The organism is Maribacter sp. UH1, assembly GCF_056839145.1.
Map to the genome: position 1 here is coordinate 3,245,909 of NZ_CM166387.1, position 20,125 is coordinate 3,266,033.

17 protein-coding genes are annotated in these 20,125 nt (G+C 33.7%); 7 read left to right on the top strand and 10 right to left on the bottom strand.

Annotated elements, in window-relative coordinates; genetic code table 11:
* Positions 1-15: 15 nt before the first annotated feature.
* The 3 genes from UH1x_RS14140 to lysA all read right to left on the bottom strand — a co-directional run bounded on the left by UH1x_RS14140 (position 16) and on the right by lysA (position 4,577).
* A complete protein-coding gene (locus UH1x_RS14140; RefSeq protein ID WP_482622424.1) occupies positions 16-2,598 on the bottom strand; it encodes a M1 family metallopeptidase in 2,583 nt (860 codons plus the stop codon).
* Positions 2,599-2,741: 143 nt separating this feature from the next.
* On the bottom strand, positions 2,742-3,278 hold the full coding sequence (locus UH1x_RS14145; RefSeq protein WP_482622426.1) for a thioredoxin family protein: 537 nt from the start codon (positions 3,276-3,278) through the stop codon (positions 2,742-2,744).
* A 60-nt stretch (positions 3,279-3,338) separates the two neighbouring features.
* On the bottom strand, positions 3,339-4,577 hold the full coding sequence (gene lysA / locus UH1x_RS14150; protein ID WP_036152879.1) for a diaminopimelate decarboxylase: 1,239 nt from the start codon (positions 4,575-4,577) through the stop codon (positions 3,339-3,341).
* A 151-nt stretch (positions 4,578-4,728) separates the two neighbouring features.
* Here lysA and UH1x_RS14155 point away from each other — a divergent pair, with 151 nt between their 5' ends.
* The 4 genes from UH1x_RS14155 (at position 4,729) to UH1x_RS14170 (ending at position 7,986) form a co-directional block, all read left to right on the top strand.
* Positions 4,729-5,367: an LON peptidase substrate-binding domain-containing protein gene (locus tag UH1x_RS14155; protein WP_482622427.1), complete on the top strand. Its 639-nt coding sequence runs from the start codon at positions 4,729-4,731 to the stop codon at positions 5,365-5,367.
* A 152-nt stretch (positions 5,368-5,519) separates the two neighbouring features.
* A complete protein-coding gene (gene sucC, locus UH1x_RS14160; RefSeq protein ID WP_036152884.1) occupies positions 5,520-6,713 on the top strand; it encodes an ADP-forming succinate--CoA ligase subunit beta in 1,194 nt (397 codons plus the stop codon).
* Between the two features lie 234 nt (positions 6,714-6,947).
* On the top strand, positions 6,948-7,283 hold the full coding sequence (locus UH1x_RS14165; RefSeq protein WP_482622430.1) for a hypothetical protein: 336 nt from the start codon (positions 6,948-6,950) through the stop codon (positions 7,281-7,283).
* A gap of 367 nt (positions 7,284-7,650) precedes the next feature.
* Complete coding sequence (locus UH1x_RS14170) at positions 7,651-7,986, top strand: hypothetical protein (protein WP_482622432.1); 336 nt, start codon at positions 7,651-7,653, stop codon at positions 7,984-7,986.
* A gap of 43 nt (positions 7,987-8,029) precedes the next feature.
* Here the strand turns inward: UH1x_RS14170 and UH1x_RS14175 are convergent, their stop codons facing one another.
* Positions 8,030-8,407: a DUF1456 family protein gene (locus tag UH1x_RS14175; protein ID WP_482622433.1), complete on the bottom strand. Its 378-nt coding sequence runs from the start codon at positions 8,405-8,407 to the stop codon at positions 8,030-8,032.
* A gap of 449 nt (positions 8,408-8,856) precedes the next feature.
* Here UH1x_RS14175 and UH1x_RS14180 point away from each other — a divergent pair, with 449 nt between their 5' ends.
* Both UH1x_RS14180 and UH1x_RS14185 read left to right on the top strand, forming a co-directional pair.
* A complete protein-coding gene (locus UH1x_RS14180) occupies positions 8,857-9,249 on the top strand; it encodes a hypothetical protein (protein ID WP_482622435.1) in 393 nt (130 codons plus the stop codon).
* A 112-nt stretch (positions 9,250-9,361) separates the two neighbouring features.
* Positions 9,362-9,763 (top strand): TerB family tellurite resistance protein, encoded by a 402-nt coding sequence (locus UH1x_RS14185; protein ID WP_482622437.1) that lies wholly within the window; start codon positions 9,362-9,364, stop codon positions 9,761-9,763.
* Here UH1x_RS14185 and UH1x_RS14190 read toward each other — a convergent pair.
* Positions 9,760-11,034, bottom strand: a complete 1,275-nt coding sequence (locus UH1x_RS14190) for a DUF2254 domain-containing protein (protein WP_482622438.1) — start codon at positions 11,032-11,034, stop codon at positions 9,760-9,762. The genes UH1x_RS14185 and UH1x_RS14190 overlap by 4 nt on opposite strands.
* A 206-nt stretch (positions 11,035-11,240) precedes the next feature.
* On the opposite strand from UH1x_RS14190, the gene UH1x_RS14195 reads away from it, so the two are divergent.
* Positions 11,241-11,666, top strand: a complete 426-nt coding sequence (locus UH1x_RS14195; protein WP_482622440.1) for an Hsp20/alpha crystallin family protein — start codon at positions 11,241-11,243, stop codon at positions 11,664-11,666.
* A 660-nt stretch (positions 11,667-12,326) separates the two neighbouring features.
* Here UH1x_RS14195 and uvrB read toward each other — a convergent pair.
* The 5 genes from uvrB to UH1x_RS14220 form a co-directional block, all read right to left on the bottom strand.
* Positions 12,327-14,315: an excinuclease ABC subunit UvrB gene (gene uvrB / locus UH1x_RS14200; RefSeq protein ID WP_482622441.1), complete on the bottom strand. Its 1,989-nt coding sequence runs from the start codon at positions 14,313-14,315 to the stop codon at positions 12,327-12,329.
* Between the two features lie 59 nt (positions 14,316-14,374).
* Positions 14,375-16,144: a T9SS type B sorting domain-containing protein gene (locus UH1x_RS14205; RefSeq protein ID WP_482622443.1), complete on the bottom strand. Its 1,770-nt coding sequence runs from the start codon at positions 16,142-16,144 to the stop codon at positions 14,375-14,377.
* A 96-nt stretch (positions 16,145-16,240) separates the two neighbouring features.
* Entirely contained in the window at positions 16,241-17,074 is an 834-nt protein-coding gene (locus UH1x_RS14210) for an ABC transporter permease (protein WP_482622445.1), read from the bottom strand.
* Positions 17,075-17,086: 12 nt separating this feature from the next.
* On the bottom strand, positions 17,087-17,989 hold the full coding sequence (locus UH1x_RS14215) for an ABC transporter ATP-binding protein (protein ID WP_482622446.1): 903 nt from the start codon (positions 17,987-17,989) through the stop codon (positions 17,087-17,089).
* A gap of 65 nt (positions 17,990-18,054) precedes the next feature.
* Entirely contained in the window at positions 18,055-20,103 is a 2,049-nt protein-coding gene (locus UH1x_RS14220; RefSeq protein ID WP_482622448.1) for a DUF11 domain-containing protein, read from the bottom strand.
* Positions 20,104-20,125: the final 22 nt, after the last annotated feature.

Consider the following 20,125-nt stretch of genomic DNA (forward strand, 5'->3'; position numbering starts at 1 on the left):
TTTTATGTCTCAATATTAATCTAATGAGGTGTCTATCTGTTTCTGCAGAAGTTGCACCCTTCTTAAATCATCTGAAGCTTGTAATACTTTTGATTTCAAGGAAGGATTTAAATCGGGATTTTCCTCAAGAAAACGCTGTAATATTTCATATGCCTGTGGAGATGTATAATTACCTATAGTACTACTTAGCCATCTCTTTGGGAAAAAGATATCACCTGTTTTTTGTATTTCATCAACTAAGTCTAGACTTGCCCTTAGATAGTTAATAGATTCTTTTTGATGTAACGGATGATTTAAATTATTCATTGCATTAGCCACCCATGATTCTTTAGCACGGTTTTCTTCAAGTTTTAGCGATTCAAAGAATGTATTTTTAGTATTAATGTCTATTGAAAGAGATGGAAGTAAAAACTGAAATCTATTTAATTTGTCATTGTTGCTTATTGCTTTTTCAGCTATATTAAGGATGCTCTCACTTTCGGGATGTTCGTATAAAGCTAAATCCATCGCCAGTTCCGTAAAATTATCGTCGTTAAGTTTTAGGTTACTGATTACTACATCTTTTTTCCAGATTTTGTATAATCGGTCTAGGGAAATACCTGTATAACCTAATGATACATAGGTATTGTATAAGGTCTTTTTAATATTGGGCGAAAGTTCTTCTTGTAATTTAGCCCATATCTGTTCTGTAATTTCTTTCTGATAAAAAAGGCGTTGTTCAGTAGTAAGATATTTCCAAAAAACTGAAGTGGTATACCTAGAAATGAGATTAATTAATAATTCATTCTTTTCATTAACTAGTCCTTTTGAGTATAGTTTTATTGCTTCATTGGGATCAATACTGCCATTTAGCATATTCTCATACACATTGATGTAGGAGTAACCACGAGCCACTTGGTCATTTATGGAAGGTATAATTTCTATATCTTGTTCTTGAACAGGAAACACTCCGTAGCCTTCTGCATTAGAATTATATAATATTGCGCTCGGTTTATCCATGCCAATAGCTTCATCTAAACTTAATTCGCTACCAACCATGTTGACGGTTATCGTCTTGGTTTTATCAGGATAAAGAAATGATACGTCAAATCTCTGTGGCCACGAATGATTAGATTTATCTTCTGCTTTTTGAAATAGTTTATATGAGGTTATTTTGTTGTCATCACCATATTCAATATCATCACTAAAGATGGGTCTACTAGAACTATTGACCCAAACATTGCTCCACCCGACCATATCTGTAGTAGACTTTTTATCAAGAATATCAATTAGCTCACCCCAAATAGCATTCTTGAATGCAAAGGTTTTAATGTATTCTTGAATACCTGTTTGAAAAGCCTCTTTACCTAAAACGGTTTCTAGTTGACGCATCATTATTGGCGCCTTGTTGTAAATAATACTACCGTAAAGTGAACCTGCGTTGTTGAGGTTTTCTAAGTCTTGGCGAATAGGGTTTGTACCCAATGTTCTGTCTTCACCATAAGCATTGGGGTAGTGGGTGATCATGAAAGCCAATTGATGGTCTATATCTGGGAAAGCGGGATTCATAATTTTATCTGCCATGAAATTGGCAAACACCTCTTTCATCCAAACATCATTAAACCAATTCATAGTTACTAAATCTCCAAACCACATATGAGATGTTTCGTGGGCAATTAGCTTTGCACGACTTAATTTTCTGTTAGCGGTAGCGCTTTCATCTAAAAAGAGAGAACTCTCACGATATTGAATTGCGCCTACATGTTCCATTCCTCCATATTGAAATCCGGGTATTGCAGCGAAATCTATTTTTTGAAAAGGAAAAGGATAAGCGGTATAGTCCTCTAAAAACGATAAGGATTGCTGATGTAAATCAAAAATGGAGTCTAAGCTGTACTTAATTTTAGTAGTATCCGTTTCTCGGTATAATAGGGTCATATCCATATTAGCCGGTTTTTGAGTTACAGATTTAAATTTACCCGCTACAAAAGAAAATAGATAGGTACTCATTTGGTCAGAAGTACTAAAATTATGTTGTGTGTATTCACCTTTCTGAGTTTGCTTTACTTCTTTAGATCCACATAAAACTTTCCAGTCGTTTGGTGCTGTAATATTCAATGTATACATACCTTTTATATTAGGTTGATCAAAACAGGGGAATAGCGTTCTTGCACGATCAGGTACTAATAAAGTATACAAGTAATCTTCATTTCTATTAAGAGAAAGCTCACCAGCATCAAACTCAATTATAACGGTGTTATTTCCTTTAATTAAGTAGTTTTCATGTAAAGCGATATGTTCATTTTCATGAAGAATATCAACTTCAGTTTTGTTAATGGATACCGATTTTATTTTGGAAGTTTCCTCTTTAAAATCTAAGTAGACCGGTTCTTTAAGATGTTCTAAATCAAAATTTAAAACCAGTTGAGAAGGTATAGGAGCTTCTTGTTCTTTAGGGATATTAAAACTTAAGTTATAATGAACATTTGATATTAGAGAAGCTCTTTGGGCTGCCATTGCTTCTGATACTCCAGATTCAACTTGTTTTGAATTGTCATTTTCGTTAGCGCACGATATTAAAATGATGACTAAAAAACTAGCGTAAAATAGGTTCTTCATAAGTTAGAGTTATACGTTGCTGTGAAAGTACTTTAATGGAAATTGCTTTCCAATTTTTCAACAACGTATAACTCTAAAGAAAAGTAAATTTATAAATGAGCCATTGCATATTTGTAATGACTATAGAAGGTAAGTGTAAATTCTTATTTACCAGCTTCACCAGTATAGGCTTTCCAATCTTTTTCTTTGTAAATGTCACTACCAAAATAGCGAGCAATTTCTAAGAATGGCTCTGGCTTTTGATAACCAGGTATTGGAGAAAGCATGTTTAATTCTTCGTCTAAGAAAATAGTAGTTGGGTAGCTTAAACGACCTTGCATTAAAGCAGCTGCAAATTCATGATAACCTTTTCTGCCCGAGGGAACAAATTTATATGTCTTCCCTTTATATTCGATTGGGTCTTTACCTTCACCATCAAACTTTACCATATAATAGTTCTCTGCCATGTATGCAGCTACTTCCGGATTTTGAAAAGTGTCCTTATCCATTTTCTTGCACCATCCACACCAATCTGTGTACACGTCAATAAAGACTTTCTTTGGGTTTGTGTCGGTCGCCGTTAATTCGGCAGCCTCTTCCCAAGAAATCCAATTTACCTCTTGTGCATAACTAGCGGCCGAAATAAAAAGAACGGCTAAGAATAAAAATGATTTGGAAAAAGATAAAGAATACGTTTTCATGAGTTTAATTTGAGTGTATAGTCCAACTATTATACCAAAACTAACGTATTTTTAAATGCTTTATTTCACTTTTGCGGTTTCTTTAACAGCGAATAAATCTTTTACATCTACTTGATTACGAATTAAATCTTCAAAAGTTTCTCTTTCACGTATAAGAATTGCCTTCCCTTTATGCCAAAGAACTTCTGGTGGTCTAAATCTTGAGTTGTAGTTACTTGCCATAGTAAAGCAATATGCACCTGCATTTTTAAAGCAAAGAATATCGCCTTCAGTAATCTCGTTTATTCTTTTATTGCTAGCAAAAGTATCCGTCTCACAGATATACCCTACAACAGAATAATAACGTTCTCTGCCCTTTGGATTAGAAATGTTGTTTATTGTATGTGTAGCACCATAAAGCATTGGTCTAATTAAATGGTTGAAACCTGAATCTACACTTGCAAAAACTGTTGATGTCGTTTGTTTTACCACATTTACTTTTGCAAGAAAAACACCTGCTTCACTCACTAAAAACTTGCCTGGCTCAAAAGCCAATGTCAAATCTTTACCATATTCTTTACAGAACTCATTAAAACGTGTACTTAGTTTTTTTCCTAGTTCTTCAACATTGGTTTCAATATCACCTTCTTTATAAGGTACTTTGAAGCCGCTACCGAAATCTATAAAATCAAGATTTTTGAAATTACGAGCAGTATCAAAAAGAATTTCAGAGGCATATAAGAATACGTCGATATCTAAAATGTCGCTACCTGTATGCATGTGAATACCGTTGATATTCATTTTTGTCAATTCTACAATACGAAGTAAATGAGGAATCTGATGAATACTGATGCCGAATTTAGAATCTATATGACCAACGGATATATTAGAATTTCCACCTGCCATTACATGCGGATTAATACGTATACACACCGGAATATTTGGATGCTTACTACCAAATTGTTCTAATATAGATAGGTTGTCTATGTTAATGCGTACTCCTAATTTGGCGGCTTGCTCAATTTCTTCTAAAGAAACTCCGTTAGGGGTAAAAATGATTGATTCTGGTTTAAAACCAGCTAATAAACCTAGTTGAACTTCTTGTATAGAAACGGTATCCAAACCGCTACCAAGACTATTCATCAATCTTAAAATAGTAATATTAGAAAGTGCCTTGGCTGCATAGTTAAGTTTCAATTTTTTTACAGAACCAAAAGCTTTGGTCAATCTATTGAACTGTGAAACTATTTTTTCCGAGTCATAAACATAGACCGGATCACCATAGGTTTTTGCGATTTGCAATAAATCCTCATTTCTCATGCTATCTATTTTTTAGCAAATTTACTTTTCTAAATGCGTATGTACAAAAATAATAACATAAATACATTTAAAATAACAAATTGTGATATTTGAAACAATCTACTATTTTATTTATTTTGGAGCTAAATAAACCTCTTTGTACTTTTAGCAAATGAGATTACCATTATTTCCGTTACAGTCTATTTTTTTTCCTGGCGAAACCGTGCCATTGCATGTTTTTGAAGATCGCTACAAACAATTAATTCAAGATTGTAGAAATGAAGCCATCACTTTTGGTATACCTGTTTTCATCAATAATAAGATGGAATACGGTGTTGAAGTACAATTGGTAGAAGTAGTAACAACCTATGAAACCGGAGAAATGGATGTGGTTTGTGTAGCCCGGCAAGTATTCAAGTTACTTGCTTTTGATAATGTTATGGATGATAAACTTTACGCAGGTGGTATTGTAAAGTTGTTAGAGTACGATTATGAAGCATCAGAAGAAAAAAAACAGACTATTATTAATGGTATAGAACAGTTATATGCTATTATGGATGTGCCATATACCAAACTCAATGTAAAAGAATTCAATAGTTTTACCCTAGCTCATAAAATAGGATTGTCTTTTGAGCAGGAGTATCAACTTTTACAGATTCCTACAGAAAATGACCGACTTAATTTTATAAGTCTGCATTTAACATCAACTATTACTGTTTTATCTGAAGTGAATAGAACCAAGAAAACGATAGAGCTCAATGGTCATTTTAAGAATTTTGATCCTTTGGATTTTAAAGATTTGGAGATTTAAGTCAATTTTGGACTGAAAAAATGAATCGTATTCTAATAGTTTTGTGTTTTTATATAGATAATTATACTAGTTGTTCTAATTAATCATCAGTATTTTTAAATAATTACTTACTGTTTCCTATTTTTGCTTAACAAATAAAATTCACCATATATATGAACCTTCACGAATATCAAGGAAAAGAGATATTAGCAAGTTTTGGGGTGCGCATCCAAAGAGGAATTGTTGCCCAGAATGCAAAAGAGGCTGTTGAGGCTGCAAAGCAATTAACTGCTGAAACCGGAACGGGATGGCACGTTATTAAAGCGCAAGTACACGCAGGTGGTCGTGGTAAAGGTGGTGGTGTAAAATTAGCCAAAAACCTAAAAGAGGTAGAAGAGATAGCAAACCAGATTATTGGTATGAACTTAATTACACCGCAAACTTCTGCGGAAGGTAAAAAAGTACACCAAGTATTGGTTGCCGAAGATGTTTACTACCCAGGCGAAAGCGAAACTAGTGAATTCTATATGTCTGTTGTATTGAACAGAGCTACTGGTAAGAATATGATTATGTATTCTACAGAAGGTGGTATGGACATTGAAGAAGTTGCAGAAAGCACTCCGCATTTAATCTTTACAGAAGAAATTGATCCAGCTACAGGTTTGTTAGGTTTTCAAGCAAGAAAGATTGCTTTTAACTTAGGACTTTCAGGTACTGCGTTCAAAGAAATGACAAAATTCGTTGCATCATTATATAAAGCATATGTAGAAAGTGATTCTAATATGTTTGAAATTAACCCTGTATTAAAAACATCCGATGATTTGATCATGGCTGTTGATGCTAAGGTTTCAATTGATGATAATGCACTATACCGTAGAAAGCAATATGCTGAAATGCGTGATCTTAGAGAAGAGAACGCTATTGAAGTTGAAGCAAGAGAAGTTGGACTTAACTATGTAGACCTTGACGGTAACGTTGGTTGTATGGTTAACGGTGCAGGTCTTGCTATGGCAACTATGGATTTAATTAAGATGGCAGGTGGTGAACCAGCTAACTTCTTAGATGTGGGTGGTACGGCAGATGCTAAAAGAGTTGAAGAGGCGTTTAGAATTATATTAAAAGATCCTAACGTAAAGGCAATTCTAATCAACATATTCGGTGGTATCGTTCGTTGTGATCGTGTTGCACAAGGTGTTGTTGATGCTTACAAGAATATGGGCGATTCAATGAAAGTGCCGATTATTGTAAGATTACAAGGTACTAACGCTGAACTGGCAAAAGAGATTATTGACAATTCTGGACTTGCAGTACAATCTGCTGTACAGTTCCAAGAAGCTGCAGATAAAGTAAAAGAAGTATTGGCTTAAAACCCCAATTTACTTTTAATATATTTTAAAGACCACTCCAATTGGAGTGGTCTTTTTTTTGGAGCTACACATATCTTGCTATTATTGAATGTGTAGATTATAGTGTTGAAATCTGCATATTTTATTAATATAATATTAAATAGATGTTAAAATTATCATATTGATATTTTAATTGTTTTATTTTGTGGTATACGCAATATATGCGTGTAATTTCGAACCTTTAATATATATAGTATGAAAAAAGTCAAAATTATTTTAATCGCATTTTTAACATTTGGGATTGGAACTGTTACGGCTCATGATAAGGAGTCTAATGAGGATAAAGGAACAAAATGGATAACTGCTCAAATTCATGAAATGTTAGCCGATGAGGATATACCAAATCAGATAAGAGGTGCTAAAGCTGAAATTAAAATCGCCGTTGCGGAAGATGGTATGTACAGGTTATTATCAATTGAATCTAGCAACAGTCATTTAAAAGAATTCTTGAAGAACGGTATAGATTTTAAAAATCTTGAGCCAGGTAATACAGATTTAGTTTACGTTATTCCAATTGAAATAGCCGACTAGAAGAATTACTACTTACCATTTTATAAAGAACGCTTACTTAGCGTTCTTTTTTTTTGTGATTAAATATAAAAATATTTGGGTATTAGGTATTTATTGTGTGTCCTGTTTTAAGTAATCGTAATTATAAAAGAAGCAAATCTATATTTTATGTTATCGAAATGAAATAATAGTTAAGACTATAAAATCATGTTTTTTGCATGACTTGTATTTTTAAATTTGGGGTGTATAATTGAGGAATTGCTATTAAGAAGATGTTAAAATGAGAAAAAATTGTAACAATCTTAATTTGTAGTCGTCTTTTTAGTAATTCATCATCAATCAATTATTAATCATGCTTCAGAAAAACTGAGGTAAAAAACAAAAAGTCATGAGAAAATTAAGTTTAGTAGTCGTAGCTGCAATGCTACTTGCAACAGGTAATGTATTAGCGAACGATGTAAAAGGTGAAAACCCTTCTGCAAATCTTTCAACACAGATTTCCAAAATGTTAACGGAGAATAATTTCTCTGAAGAACATGATGATTTAACAGCCCAGGTTCGATTTACTTTGAATGCAGATGGGGAAATCGTTGTGCTATCTGTGAATTCTGAATTTGATAAAATGGAAAGTTTTGTCAAAGCTAAATTAAACTATAAGAAAGTTAATTTGGCAGATGTAGAGGAAGGTAAAGTGTATACCATTCCTGTACGAATAGAGGCTTAATTGTTTAATTATGCCATAAAAAATCTTAATACACAGAGGTGTATTAAGATTTTTTCTTGTTTTTATACTTTACAGAGCTAATGGAATTATCTACCTTGCTCATTTGCTTTGTTTTAAAGTTTTTTCTTTCATTATTTTTTTGAGCCGGTCTTTTGGTGCTGGTTGACATAGCCAATAGCACTTCTCCAGGTATTTTAGGGGCATCCTTTGTTCCACGCAGATGAAGAACCAATCCATTTAAAAAGTTACGCAACACTTGATCACCACATTCCATATAGTTAGGGTGGTCTTCATTTCTAAAGAATGCACCTAATTCACTTTTAGAAATTTTAAAATCTACAAGCTGTAAAATATCAACGATTTGGTCATCACGGAATTTTAAGGCTACTCTTAGTTTTTTAAATATATCATTATTTGTCATACCACAAATTTAAGGACTGCAAGTTATTATAAAAATATGACCTGTTGGTTAGTGTATGCTATTAATAGACAATGTTCATGCATCGCTATTACTATTTCACTCGCTATAGCTATATAGTAATATTAAATTTCAATTTAGAATTATTTTTCTCAGAAGTATGCTGTAAAATATAATATTTACAGTTTTTCAATGTTATATTTGTAGGAAATAACCTTCAAATTGTAGATTTGCTATAAGGTTTGAAAAATTTTAAATCTATTTTAATTGTGGGTTATACTTGTAATTGGTTGGTTAGTGGCAAATTGTTTAACTGCTATATTCCAATTTTATTTATTAAGGACTAGGGTTGTTTCCAATAAAATACATATTGGTTGTATTTTTTTTTAAATTAAAATATAGAAACCTTTAATTAAAAATTATTCATAATGTCTATCTAATAATTCAAGATTATGGGGGAAGAAAATGTGAAATTAAAAATTATATCTGGCATGATCCAGTCCTCAATGGTCAATAACGGTTTAGATGAAATAGAATATGATTTTATATGCTGTGTTAGTCAACAATTGGGGTTAGATCAAGATGTTGTTGATTCCTATATTGAAGAAGAAGAAATTTTTATTCTTCCTGTTTCCAAGGAAAGTAGGGTCTTAAAGTTCTACAAAACTGCTTTGCGTGATAAAAATCTATGTAAAAGTTATTATAAATGGATAAGAGCATCTTACAGGCAAGGAATATCTTTAGGTTTACCACAAAAGGTGATTAGAAATTTTTTGTATGATATTCATTTTTGTGATGATTTTTCGCAAGGTGAGCACATTATTAAAAGTTATTTTTCAAAGTAATTTTTTAAAAATTCATCAGCTGTCGTCTCTGGATTTTTTTCAATGTAATAAAACAGCTGACTTTTACGTTAAAAATATGTAGCAGCTGAATATCAATTTGTTACGTAAGAATATGCCTACTATTAAAGAAAAATTGAGTATTTTATCAGAAATGATTTCTTTTGCCAAAGTCAATAACGAGGTAAAAGAATCAGAATATGACTTTCTATTTTCGGTTGCCCAGCAATTAGAAGTAAGCAAAAAAACCTTTGATAGTCTATTTACTGCTAATGTTGAGCATGTAATACCCAAATCTCAATCAGAACGACTTTTGCAATTTCATAGATTGGTGTTATTAATGAACGTAGATGATAAACAAGATATAATTGAAGTCAAAAGAATTTACGATATCGGTTTAAAGATGGGTTTGCCACCAGGTGCAATACAACAGGTACTTGCTATAATGCATAAATACCCTAATAAAGTTGTGCCGCCAGAAGTATTAATCTCAATTTTTAAATCACACTACAATTAAGACCAAGAGATAAAATCAGAATTTAATATACTACGATCTCTTTTGTTTTGGATGTTGTTATCAGCATCTGTTTTTAATTCATTGACTTCCGCTTCTATTATTTCAAGTTGATTAGAATTTATTACGTGGTTTGTAAGTGTCTTTAGCATGTGCATAAGTTTTCTCATAACCGTAATATCATGCTTGCAATAAAGTCTGTATGTTGCCATTACATTGAATAACACTTCTGAAAATTTAGAACTTCTAATAAGTACCCAATTTTCTCCATTTCCGTCATCATCGGCAAGGTATTCAAAGTCCGCCTTATGCATTAAATCCATAAAAAGCGAGGTAAGGTAGTCAATAGTGTTTAAAGCCGTTCCAGGGTCGTTTATTCCCGGAGACATAGCTTTCACCCCAATTTCTGAGATTTGTCTAAATCCATAAATGTAATTTTTACCTATTAATTCTTCGTGGCTAAAGAGTAATGTGTTCTTTATCTTATCTTTTAAATCATTATCTAAAGGGTTTTCAGATGTAAAGCCAATGGTTCCATTTAATATGAATTGACCTTTATGAAGTTGAACTACAACTTTTGTTTGGTGATCTTTACATAACTGTATTAAGTCGTCTTCTATAATACCGTGAAAATATCCGGTTTCGGTAATTTCATATGCTTCCCAATGTTCTTGATTAGGAAATTCCAATGATATTTTTTCTTGGTCTTTTACAATTGACTTTATTTCAGATTTTGTTCTGGAATGAATTGCGGTCAATATGTTGCCTACCTGTATAGCTTGTGAGATATGATGAATGAAATATATAAAAGCAGCTAAACAAACTACCACTAGAATGATTCCCAGTAGTACTGAGAAACCTGGCGTTTGATAGTTGTCTTTAGTGGGCTCTATAGAAATAAATATGAAAATATTATATAGAATTGTGCCGATATAGAGACCTAATACAATTTGGTGTTTTTGATCTGATACAATACCTGGTAATACTCTTGGTGAAAAATTACTGGAAGCTTGATTTAATAATACCATTACCATTGAAAAACTAAATACGGTCAATGAAATTAAACCACCTATAAGAGTGCTTAGAATTGTTTTAGCTGTATCCGTATCATCAATAACCAAAGCTGGAGCAACTTCCATGATATGTGCTGAAATATCTTGTTGTTCCAAGTAAATCATGAAACAAGCTGTTAGCAATCCACCCAAGGAGATTATAGTGGGAAAAAAAGCAATTCTAGATTTAATGTGGTCAATAAAATTGGTTAGTCTGTCCATTTTAATAAGTCTGCCATAAATCTAGCGATTGTTAGTTCGGTAAAATGGCTGATATACTAAAATTACATGCTCATATCATATAAAAATGCCATAATGACATATTTATGTTTTAAATTAATGTCAAAATGACATATAAAATGTGTTGGTATATAATTTGTTCTATTCAAATCGACTATTAAAATTAATTTATTTAAAAAGATACGATTATGAGTTTAACTAAGAGAAATGACGTTTTGTTCCCAGCATTAATGAATGAGATATTTAGACCAGACTGGTTTGGTGGTACTGAGAATTCACGTTCATCTGTACCCGCTGTGAACATAAAAGAAAATGAGAAAGATTTTGAATTAGAGCTTTTTGTACCTGGTAGGGTGAAAGATGATTTTAAAATTGAAATTGATGATTCTGTTTTAACAATCTCTGCAGAAATTAAAGAAGAGAGTGAAGAGGTTAAAGAAAACTTTACAAGAAAAGAGTTTAGTATCTCATCATTTAAAAGGGCTTTTACCTTACCTGAAACTGTTGCAACAGATAAAATTGAAGCGACGTACGAAGGTGGAATTTTGAAATTTAATCTTCCTAAAAAAGAAGAGGCTTTGCCAAAGCCAAAAAGAATGATTGAGTTAAAGTAAGTTTTAGTTATTAGGTTTTTTTTAGGTTGGTTTGAGTTGTTTAGTTGAAGTGCTTTGAGAAATCAAAGCACTTTTTTGTTATCTTTTTTATTCGTTTTTCATGTTCATATTTCGTGTTGAAATTGAACTGAATTGCTCATTGATATAATTGTTCCATTAACTCATATGAGGCTTTTTCTAGGGATGAATATTTGCGTTATTTTATCCTTAAATCGGTATTTTTATAATTGAAAATATAGGATTTTAATTTGTAGGATAAAGCTATAAATAACTCCTTTTAATAATTCTTGAAAAGGAGTTTTTCTAGTTCTGTAAATCGATTTTTGAGCTTTAAAACTGAACCCTTATTGTTGGGCTGGAACTGCCAATTTTATTGTTCAAAAATTTAACGTAAATTCGTAATGTACGCTAGTATATTTTTTCTTTTTACAAGCTTTGTTTCTTGCTAAGGAATTTTAGGGATAGAGCAACTATAGTTGTTTTATGATTTAATGAAAAACAGCTAAAAAACACTCTTAAAATCCATTTTAGTTAGAGTAAATAAGATTTAGTCTTGTCTAAAAATTATATCTAATTAATTATAATCCAGTGTTTTATGTGATTTTAAGTAAAGTTTAAATATATCTAAATTCAATTTTTGTAAAATTTCCTACTCTTAGCTTATTCTTGCTCTTGTAATGACTTTATTTCGTCTCGTAATTTCGCTGCTTGCATAAAATCTAATTCTTTTGCAGCTTTTTCCATCGCTTTTCTTTTGTCTTTTATGAGCTTTTCTATTTGTTCTTTTGTAAGGTAATCCATGTCTGGTTCGGCAGCTCTCAACTCCTCTTTTATGAAGTGATATGTGGAGACGGAATTTTTAGAAAGCACACTGTCCAAACTTTTGTTCAAGGCAGTTGGCGTTACGTTATTATCAGTATTATATTGTATCTGTTTTTGCCTTCTGTAATTTGTTTCGTCAATTGTTTTTTGCATGCTTGCAGTTATCTTATCTGCATACATAATTGCAAGTCCATTTAGGTTTCTGGCAGCTCTACCAACGGTCTGTGTTAATGATCTATTACTACGTAAAAAACCTTCTTTGTCGGCATCTAAAATTACCACTAAAGAAACCTCTGGTAAGTCTAATCCTTCACGTAATAAATTCACTCCAATGAGCACATCAAAAATTCCCTTTCGTAAATCTTGCATGATTTCTACACGCTCTAAAGTGTCAACATCACTATGAATATATCTACATCTAATATTAATTCTGTCCATATATTTAGCCAACTCTTCTGCCATCCTTTTTGTCAAAGTGGTCACTAAAGTCCGCTCATCTTTCTCAACACGAATTTGAATTTCTTCTACTAAATCATCAATTTGGTTTAAGCTTGGTCTTACCTCGATTATAGGATCTAAAAGTCCTGTTGGTCTAATTACTTGCTCAACATATACACCTTGACTTAATTGTAATTCATAATCTGCAGGTGTTGCACTTACATATAAAACCTGATTTTGTAATGCTTCAAACTCTTCAAATTTTAATGGTCTATTGTCCATTGCTGCAGGTAAGCGAAAACCATAATCTACCAAATTTACTTTTCTAGAACGGTCACCACCATACATAGCATGCACTTGTGGTATGGTTACGTGACTTTCATCAATCACCATTAAGTAATCATCAGGAAAGTAATCTAATAAACAGAAAGGCCTGGTGCCTGGTTCACGACCGTCTAAATATCTGGAGTAATTTTCAATACCTGAGCAGTACCCAAGCTCACGTATCATTTCTAAATCAAAATTGGTACGTTCTTCTAATCTCTTAGCTTCAAGCGGCTTCGCAATATCTTTGAAGTAGTCTATTTGCTTTACTAAATCATCTTGAATGTTATGTATGGCGTTTTGCAATACATCTTTAGAGGTTACAAACATGTTAGCAGGGTAAATATTCAGATTCTCATATACCTCTATAATGTTGTTGTTAAATGGGTCAAATGCTTCAATTTCCTCTATCTCATCACCAAAGAAGTGAATTCTATAAGCATGGTCCGCATAGCTAGGAAAAACGTCTACTACATCGCCTTTTACTCTGAAATTTCCATTTTTAAAATCTGCCATGGTTCTAGAATATAACGATTGCACCAATTGTTGCATCAGCTTTGTTCTAGCTATAACCTGATCTTTTTTAATGGAGATTACATTTTTTTGAAATTCAATAGGATTACCAATACCATATAGGCAGGATACGGATGCAATAACGATGACATCTCTTCTGCCTGAAAGTAGGGAAGAAGTAGTACTTAGACGTAATTTCTCAATATCTTCATTTATTGAAAGATCTTTTTCAATGTACACTCCGCTTGTTGGTATAAACGCCTCAGGTTGGTAATAGTCGTAGTAGGATACAAAATATTCCACTGCATTATCAGGGAAAAATTGTTTAAACTCTGAATATAACTGGGCTGCCAGGGTTTTGTTGTGCGCCAATAATAGCGTTGGCTTTTGTACTTCTTCGATAACATTGGCTACCGTAAATGTTTTACCAGAACCGGTAACACCTAATAATGTCTGATATTTTTCCTTCTCATTTATACCTTTTACCAATTCTTTAATGGCATTTGGTTGATCCCCAGTGGGTTTGAAGTCTGATACTACTTTAAATTTCATGCTATAAAATTACGAAAGAAGCACGATTTAAATGGACTCGATTAGAAGTTTAGTTGCAACTATCGTTTTAAACTAAAATGTCCTTTAAAAATTTTATTTTCATCTAAGATAGCTTTAAACCAGTATTCAGATTCAGGTAGTTGCTTACCATTTAAATTTCCATTCCAACCATCTGTATTAGGTACTATTTGTGCTAGTAGTGCGCCGAATTTATCAAATATAAAGATTACCGATACATTGCTTTCAACTGTTTCAACTGGTGGAATAAATTGCCAATAGTCATTAATTCCATCTCCATTGGGAGTAAAGAATGACGGGAAACCGTTTACGGTTAAATCTTGCTGAACTAGTTTTTTGGTGATTCCACATCCTCCTTTGTCTCGAACAAATATTGTATGGTTCTCTAATGAGATATTTGTAAAACGATTGGTGTCTTGATAAGGTCCTTCTATATTATCTATCGCGTATTCATAATTACCATTTGTCGTTGTAATAACTTCATAGTTGAGTGAATTGGCACTTAATTGCACTTTTACTTCATCTATTTCCGGTACTTGTGATGTTTTTACTTTAAATATTTTTGAAGAAGCACATTCAAACAATGTTCCGGAATCTTCAATGTTCACATAGGCTTCATAAAGATATTCACCCTCTTCGCTTATGGATACTTCTGCAGAGGTAGAGAGTAAAGTCTCATTTCCTCTTTCATCTAACTGAAACCACCTGTACCCGTCTGCTTCATCTGTTGCGGTTATAATATTAAATTCGTTGTCAATGCAGATAGACACGGAATCAGGGAAGGATAATTCGGGATTTAAAACGAGTAGTTCTCCGCTTTCGGGGTCAAAGTAGGGTCCGCAACCAAGTGCTGTAGAAAAAGTTTCTTGAGTACAACCAATGGCTTCACCTGCTTCGTTAAAAGGGTAAATGGAAATAAAGAATGTGCGGTTGGGTTCAAAATCAATGATTACCGTAGATGTCCTGAAAAAAATGGCGTCATTTAGAATATTGGTTTCAAAAGGTGATGTGCCTATAGATACTCTGTAACCTGTTGCATCTGGTACAGCGTTCCACTCAAGTGTAGGACTCAGTGGTACATTTGTTTCTCCGTCAATAGGAGAAATCATAGTGGTACATGTGGGTAGAACAGCTTCTGGTGAAGTGATAAACATAATAGAGCTACAATCTGATGCCAAGCCAATTCTGTTATATGGAATTAACGTGATATAGATTTCTGTTTCCGCGGGTAAATCTGCAGCTGGATTGTAGTTAAGAGAATTTTCAACATCTGTACTCGTTAAAATTTCACTTCCGTTTAATGTGGTTCCTATTGATAAATAATATCCAGTAGCACCCGGTGCTGCATTCCATGAGATGTTGGTAGTTGTATTAATGTCTATGGCATCATTTGCAGGAAAAGTAGATGGCACACATTCCGGTACTTCACTCAAAGCAGCTGTCGTAAAACTTTGACTATCGCAAACTATATTTGGCTGATTGAAAAAGAATAAGGTTATGGTTATGAATATTTCTGTGCTTTCTGGTAAACCTGTTGGTGGAGTATAACTGGTAGCCGAACCTACATTTCTTTCGTTCAAAATGTCATTGCCTCCAGTGGTGGTTCCTAGAGAAATAATGTAACCGGGAACTCCTGTAACAGCTTCCCAACTAATAGAGGCATTTACGGGAACTAATGTGGTACCATCGGCAGGGCTTATTAATGACGGACATTCTTGTGCCGATATTTTAAAAATACCAAATAACAGGACTATAAAAAATATTGGCGCAGCCAATATTTGGGGTATTCTATAGTCCCATTTCTTTTTCATAGCATATTCGTTAACAATACAATATACTACAAATTGAAAATCTACACTTTTTGAATCTTGTTAAATAGCTTTAACAGCCCTGGTACTTGAGATGAATTAAAGGTCACGTCTTTTAAGAATTGCATAAGAACCATATATGAAGATGGCTATCCAAGCTAGAACAATCACAATTTCATACCAATGAATATAATAGTCCAATGCAAGCTTTTCTCCCATTTGATTGGCTACGGATTGTACGGCACCTAATCTAGAAAATGGTTCTTTGATAAGATTGAACATAGCCTGTAAAGGAAAAAAGCCCATGATGGTATCTGTAGTTTCATTATCAAAAAACTTCCATCTAATAATTCCTCTAAATATACCTTCCAAAACTTGCCATAATATTAGAAATCCAAGTGCAAATGCCGAGCGTTTTACTAAAACACCTAGGAAAAGACAAAAAGAGAAGAAACCAGTTAGTTTTACAAAAAAGGCTAAAAGGAACTCTAAATCTGTAAAAATGATGGATAATTCATTAAAATCAGAGTAAACTAGCCCCAAAATCAAAGAAACTATAAAAACGAATATGGTTGAAACTAGTGAAAAGGTAATCACCGTCAAGAATTTTGAAAGGATGAATTCTTTTTTTGAGAGTCCGTCAATTAAATTCTGTTTTATTGTTTTATTACTGTATTCATTAGACATCATCGAAACAATTACAATGGCTAAGAACAGTTTAAAAAATGCTGTAATAAATGTATTAAAATGCCAGATGTACGGAAAGTTGAAAATGCCTTGATCTGCTAAATGAAACTGTATGGGACCTATATCAAATTTAATGGCCGCTACCAATGCTATAGAGGTTAAAAGCGCGAAGTATGAAATAATCAACACCTTGCTAGCCCTGTTGTTCCAAAGTTTTATGAATTCTATTTGAAGTAATCGTATCATGATGGTAGTGTGTTAGGCGTTAGCGTTTTTAGTTAAGGCAAGAAATTGCTCTTCTAAACTTTCTTTTCGTTTTACTAAATGAGATACGATAATACCTTTGTCAAAAAGTATTTTGTTCAATGATTGTGCATCTAGTTCTGAAGTTAAGATTGCCGTAACCAAACCATTTTCTTGTTTTATACTTCCAAAATGATCATTAGTGCTCAAATATGATGTCAATTTTTCTAAGTCGTCAGATTTTAATTCGAAAAAGCCGAAACTAACTTGTAAACTATCAACTCTACCAGAGTATAATTTTTCTCCTTTTCTTAAGATGACCACATGAGAGCATACTTTTTCAACCTCATCCAATAAATGAGATGCTAAAAGAATTGTTGTTCCTTTAGCGGCAATGGTCTTTATAATTTCCCTGATTTGATGAATTCCTTGGGGATCTAAACCATTTGTCGGTTCATCTAAGATCAAGATTTCGGGATCGTTCAGTAGGGCAGAGGCAATAGCCAAACGCTGTTTCATCCCTAGAGAAAAAGTTCTGAATTTGCTATTTTTTCTATCTAGTAATCCTACTAAATCTAGCTTTTCCTCAATTTTATCTTCAGTAACGTCTTTAATTTTACAAACTAATTTTAAGTTTTGTAAAGCGGTCATGTAGGGATAGAAGTTTGGGCGCTCAATAATTGCACCTACTTTTTTTAAAGCCTCATGTGTTGAGGTATCTCCACCAAACCACGCGAATTCTCCGCTAGTTTTATTGACTACGTTTAATACAATGCCCAGAGTAGTTGATTTGCCGCTACCGTTAGGTCCAAGAATACCGTATACATTGCCTTTCTCTATAGTAAACGATAAATCTTTTACTGCAGTAAGGTGCCCGAATTTTTTGGTAAGATGATTGACTGTTAGAATAGTACTCACGTCAAGTGTTTTTTGATTGGTTACGTATACTTGACGATAAACTAGACGGAATGTTACAAAAGAAATTAATTTGCTGTTGCTCTGAAGGTAATTCTTCTGTTAGTGATGACTGTTGTAGGGGTATTAAAATTCACGGTTATTGTCTCAGATGGGTCATCGGTAGTAATGTTAGTATCGGTTTGATCTTGAGAATTACTAATATTATTGGTGTATGTGGCTGTTGATGTGTTTACATCTGGTAAATTTGCTCGTGTTACTAAGGTCAAGGTTTCTAGATCTCCGCTATCCATACCACCTACGGACCAATCCGGATAAGAAAAACTCCCTTTTGAAACTGAGGATGATATTAATGTAATACCGTCAGGTAAAACATCTGTAATGACAAGATTAGAAACTGAATTTATGCCATAACTTTCTACCGTAATGGTGAAGATTACTGTTTCGCCATCGTTAACCGTATTTTGGTCTGCTACTTTTTTAATTACTACATCTGGATCACAATAGTATGCCGTTAATGGTTGCGAATCATAAGTACAACCACCTTTGGTAACTCGTACATAATAATCGCCTGCTTGGGTTGGTGTGTAAGTAGGACTATTTGCCCCTGCAATTAATAAACCGTTTTCAAACCATTGGTAATCATCAAAATTAGGATCTATAACTTCTACCTCAGCGGTTGGCAGACATCCACCTCCTGTAACTTGAAGGTCAACCTCTGGTACAGTATCAAAACCTGAAAAATAGCCGGCAATACCTCTTGCGCCACTAAATCCTATGAAACCTACGGCTATAGGACCTGTTGATTCTACCGTAACATCTCCTGTTAAATTTGGGACATAGTATGTTTTCCATAAAGTGGTACCTGCTACTGCAGAAGAGGCGGGGAGGGTTACCGGACCGCTGCCATCCTCAACTGTAATATTGGCATCTGGTGTTGAGGTCGAGGCAATTAAAGTTACGCCGCCTGTCATTGTAATCCCGGCTGCATCTTCTATATGTGTAATATTATCTACCGTATCTGGTAACAAACAGTTTACGGGAGCAATAAAGTTTAGCCCTTGTGTATAAATAGCACTTGCACCTGCCATTAATTGATAGGCATACGCATCTTTAGAGGTGGTAACATACATATTTCCGCCAGCTGAAGAAACAGAGTAATTACTCTCAGGTATCTCAAAATAATCACCATCGTTAATGGTTGCTATTGGCGTGGTAGAACCATTCACATAAATTGCTGTTCCGTTTTGTGTACCTATAATAATAGGTATTTCTGTTTCACTTGTACCGTTACCTCTTATAAATACGTATTCTTTACCAAGTTTGTTTTGGGGTACAGGTTGATCAATTGCCGCATCTCTACCTGAGTAACCTACTCTTGCACCTGTATTTAGACCACCATTACTAATAACGATCGGGTTGTTGGAAATGACATCGGCTCCTAACCAACCATCTGCATTGGCAGGCGTTTCAGCAACATATGCTTCAAATACAAAAGATTCATTTGCATCTAAATTTATAGTATAGCTATCGTCTAGAATTCCATCTCGGTCGGCTCCTAATCTAAATTCACAATCTGGGTCATAACCTGAAAGCGTTACCGTAGTACCATCTTCTGTTGCCATTATACCCAATGAATTAGTTAAACTGGTTTGAGTTCCTTTATTTGGTGTTCCTCCCCATTTAAAATGTGTACCCATTGCTTGTCTTCCCTTACTGGTCAAGGAAGTGGCTTGGGATCCAGATCGTCCCCTATAATTAACATAGAATTTTTCTCCCCCTGGAGCTTCTAATCTTAAACCTCCACTGGTAAGAACAATACCGGTATTGGCGTTGTTCATCATGGTTATATTATTGTCGCCATTTGCCAGTGCAATTTCTTGCGGTGTAGTTTTAGAAATAGACGCAGTACTATATAAGGTAGTAGATGTACCTTGGTAAACATTTACCGTAAATGCGGTAGTTTCTGGGGTAGATAAATAAATACTCTGTTGGGTTACAGCCTGATTATTTCCTCCTTGTTTTAATGGTGGTAAATAATGAAGGTCACTCAACTGGGAAAAGCCAGTTATGGAAACCATCACAAATAAAATAAATAAGACTATTTTTTGCTTCATTGTAAGCTTGTAGGGGAATTCT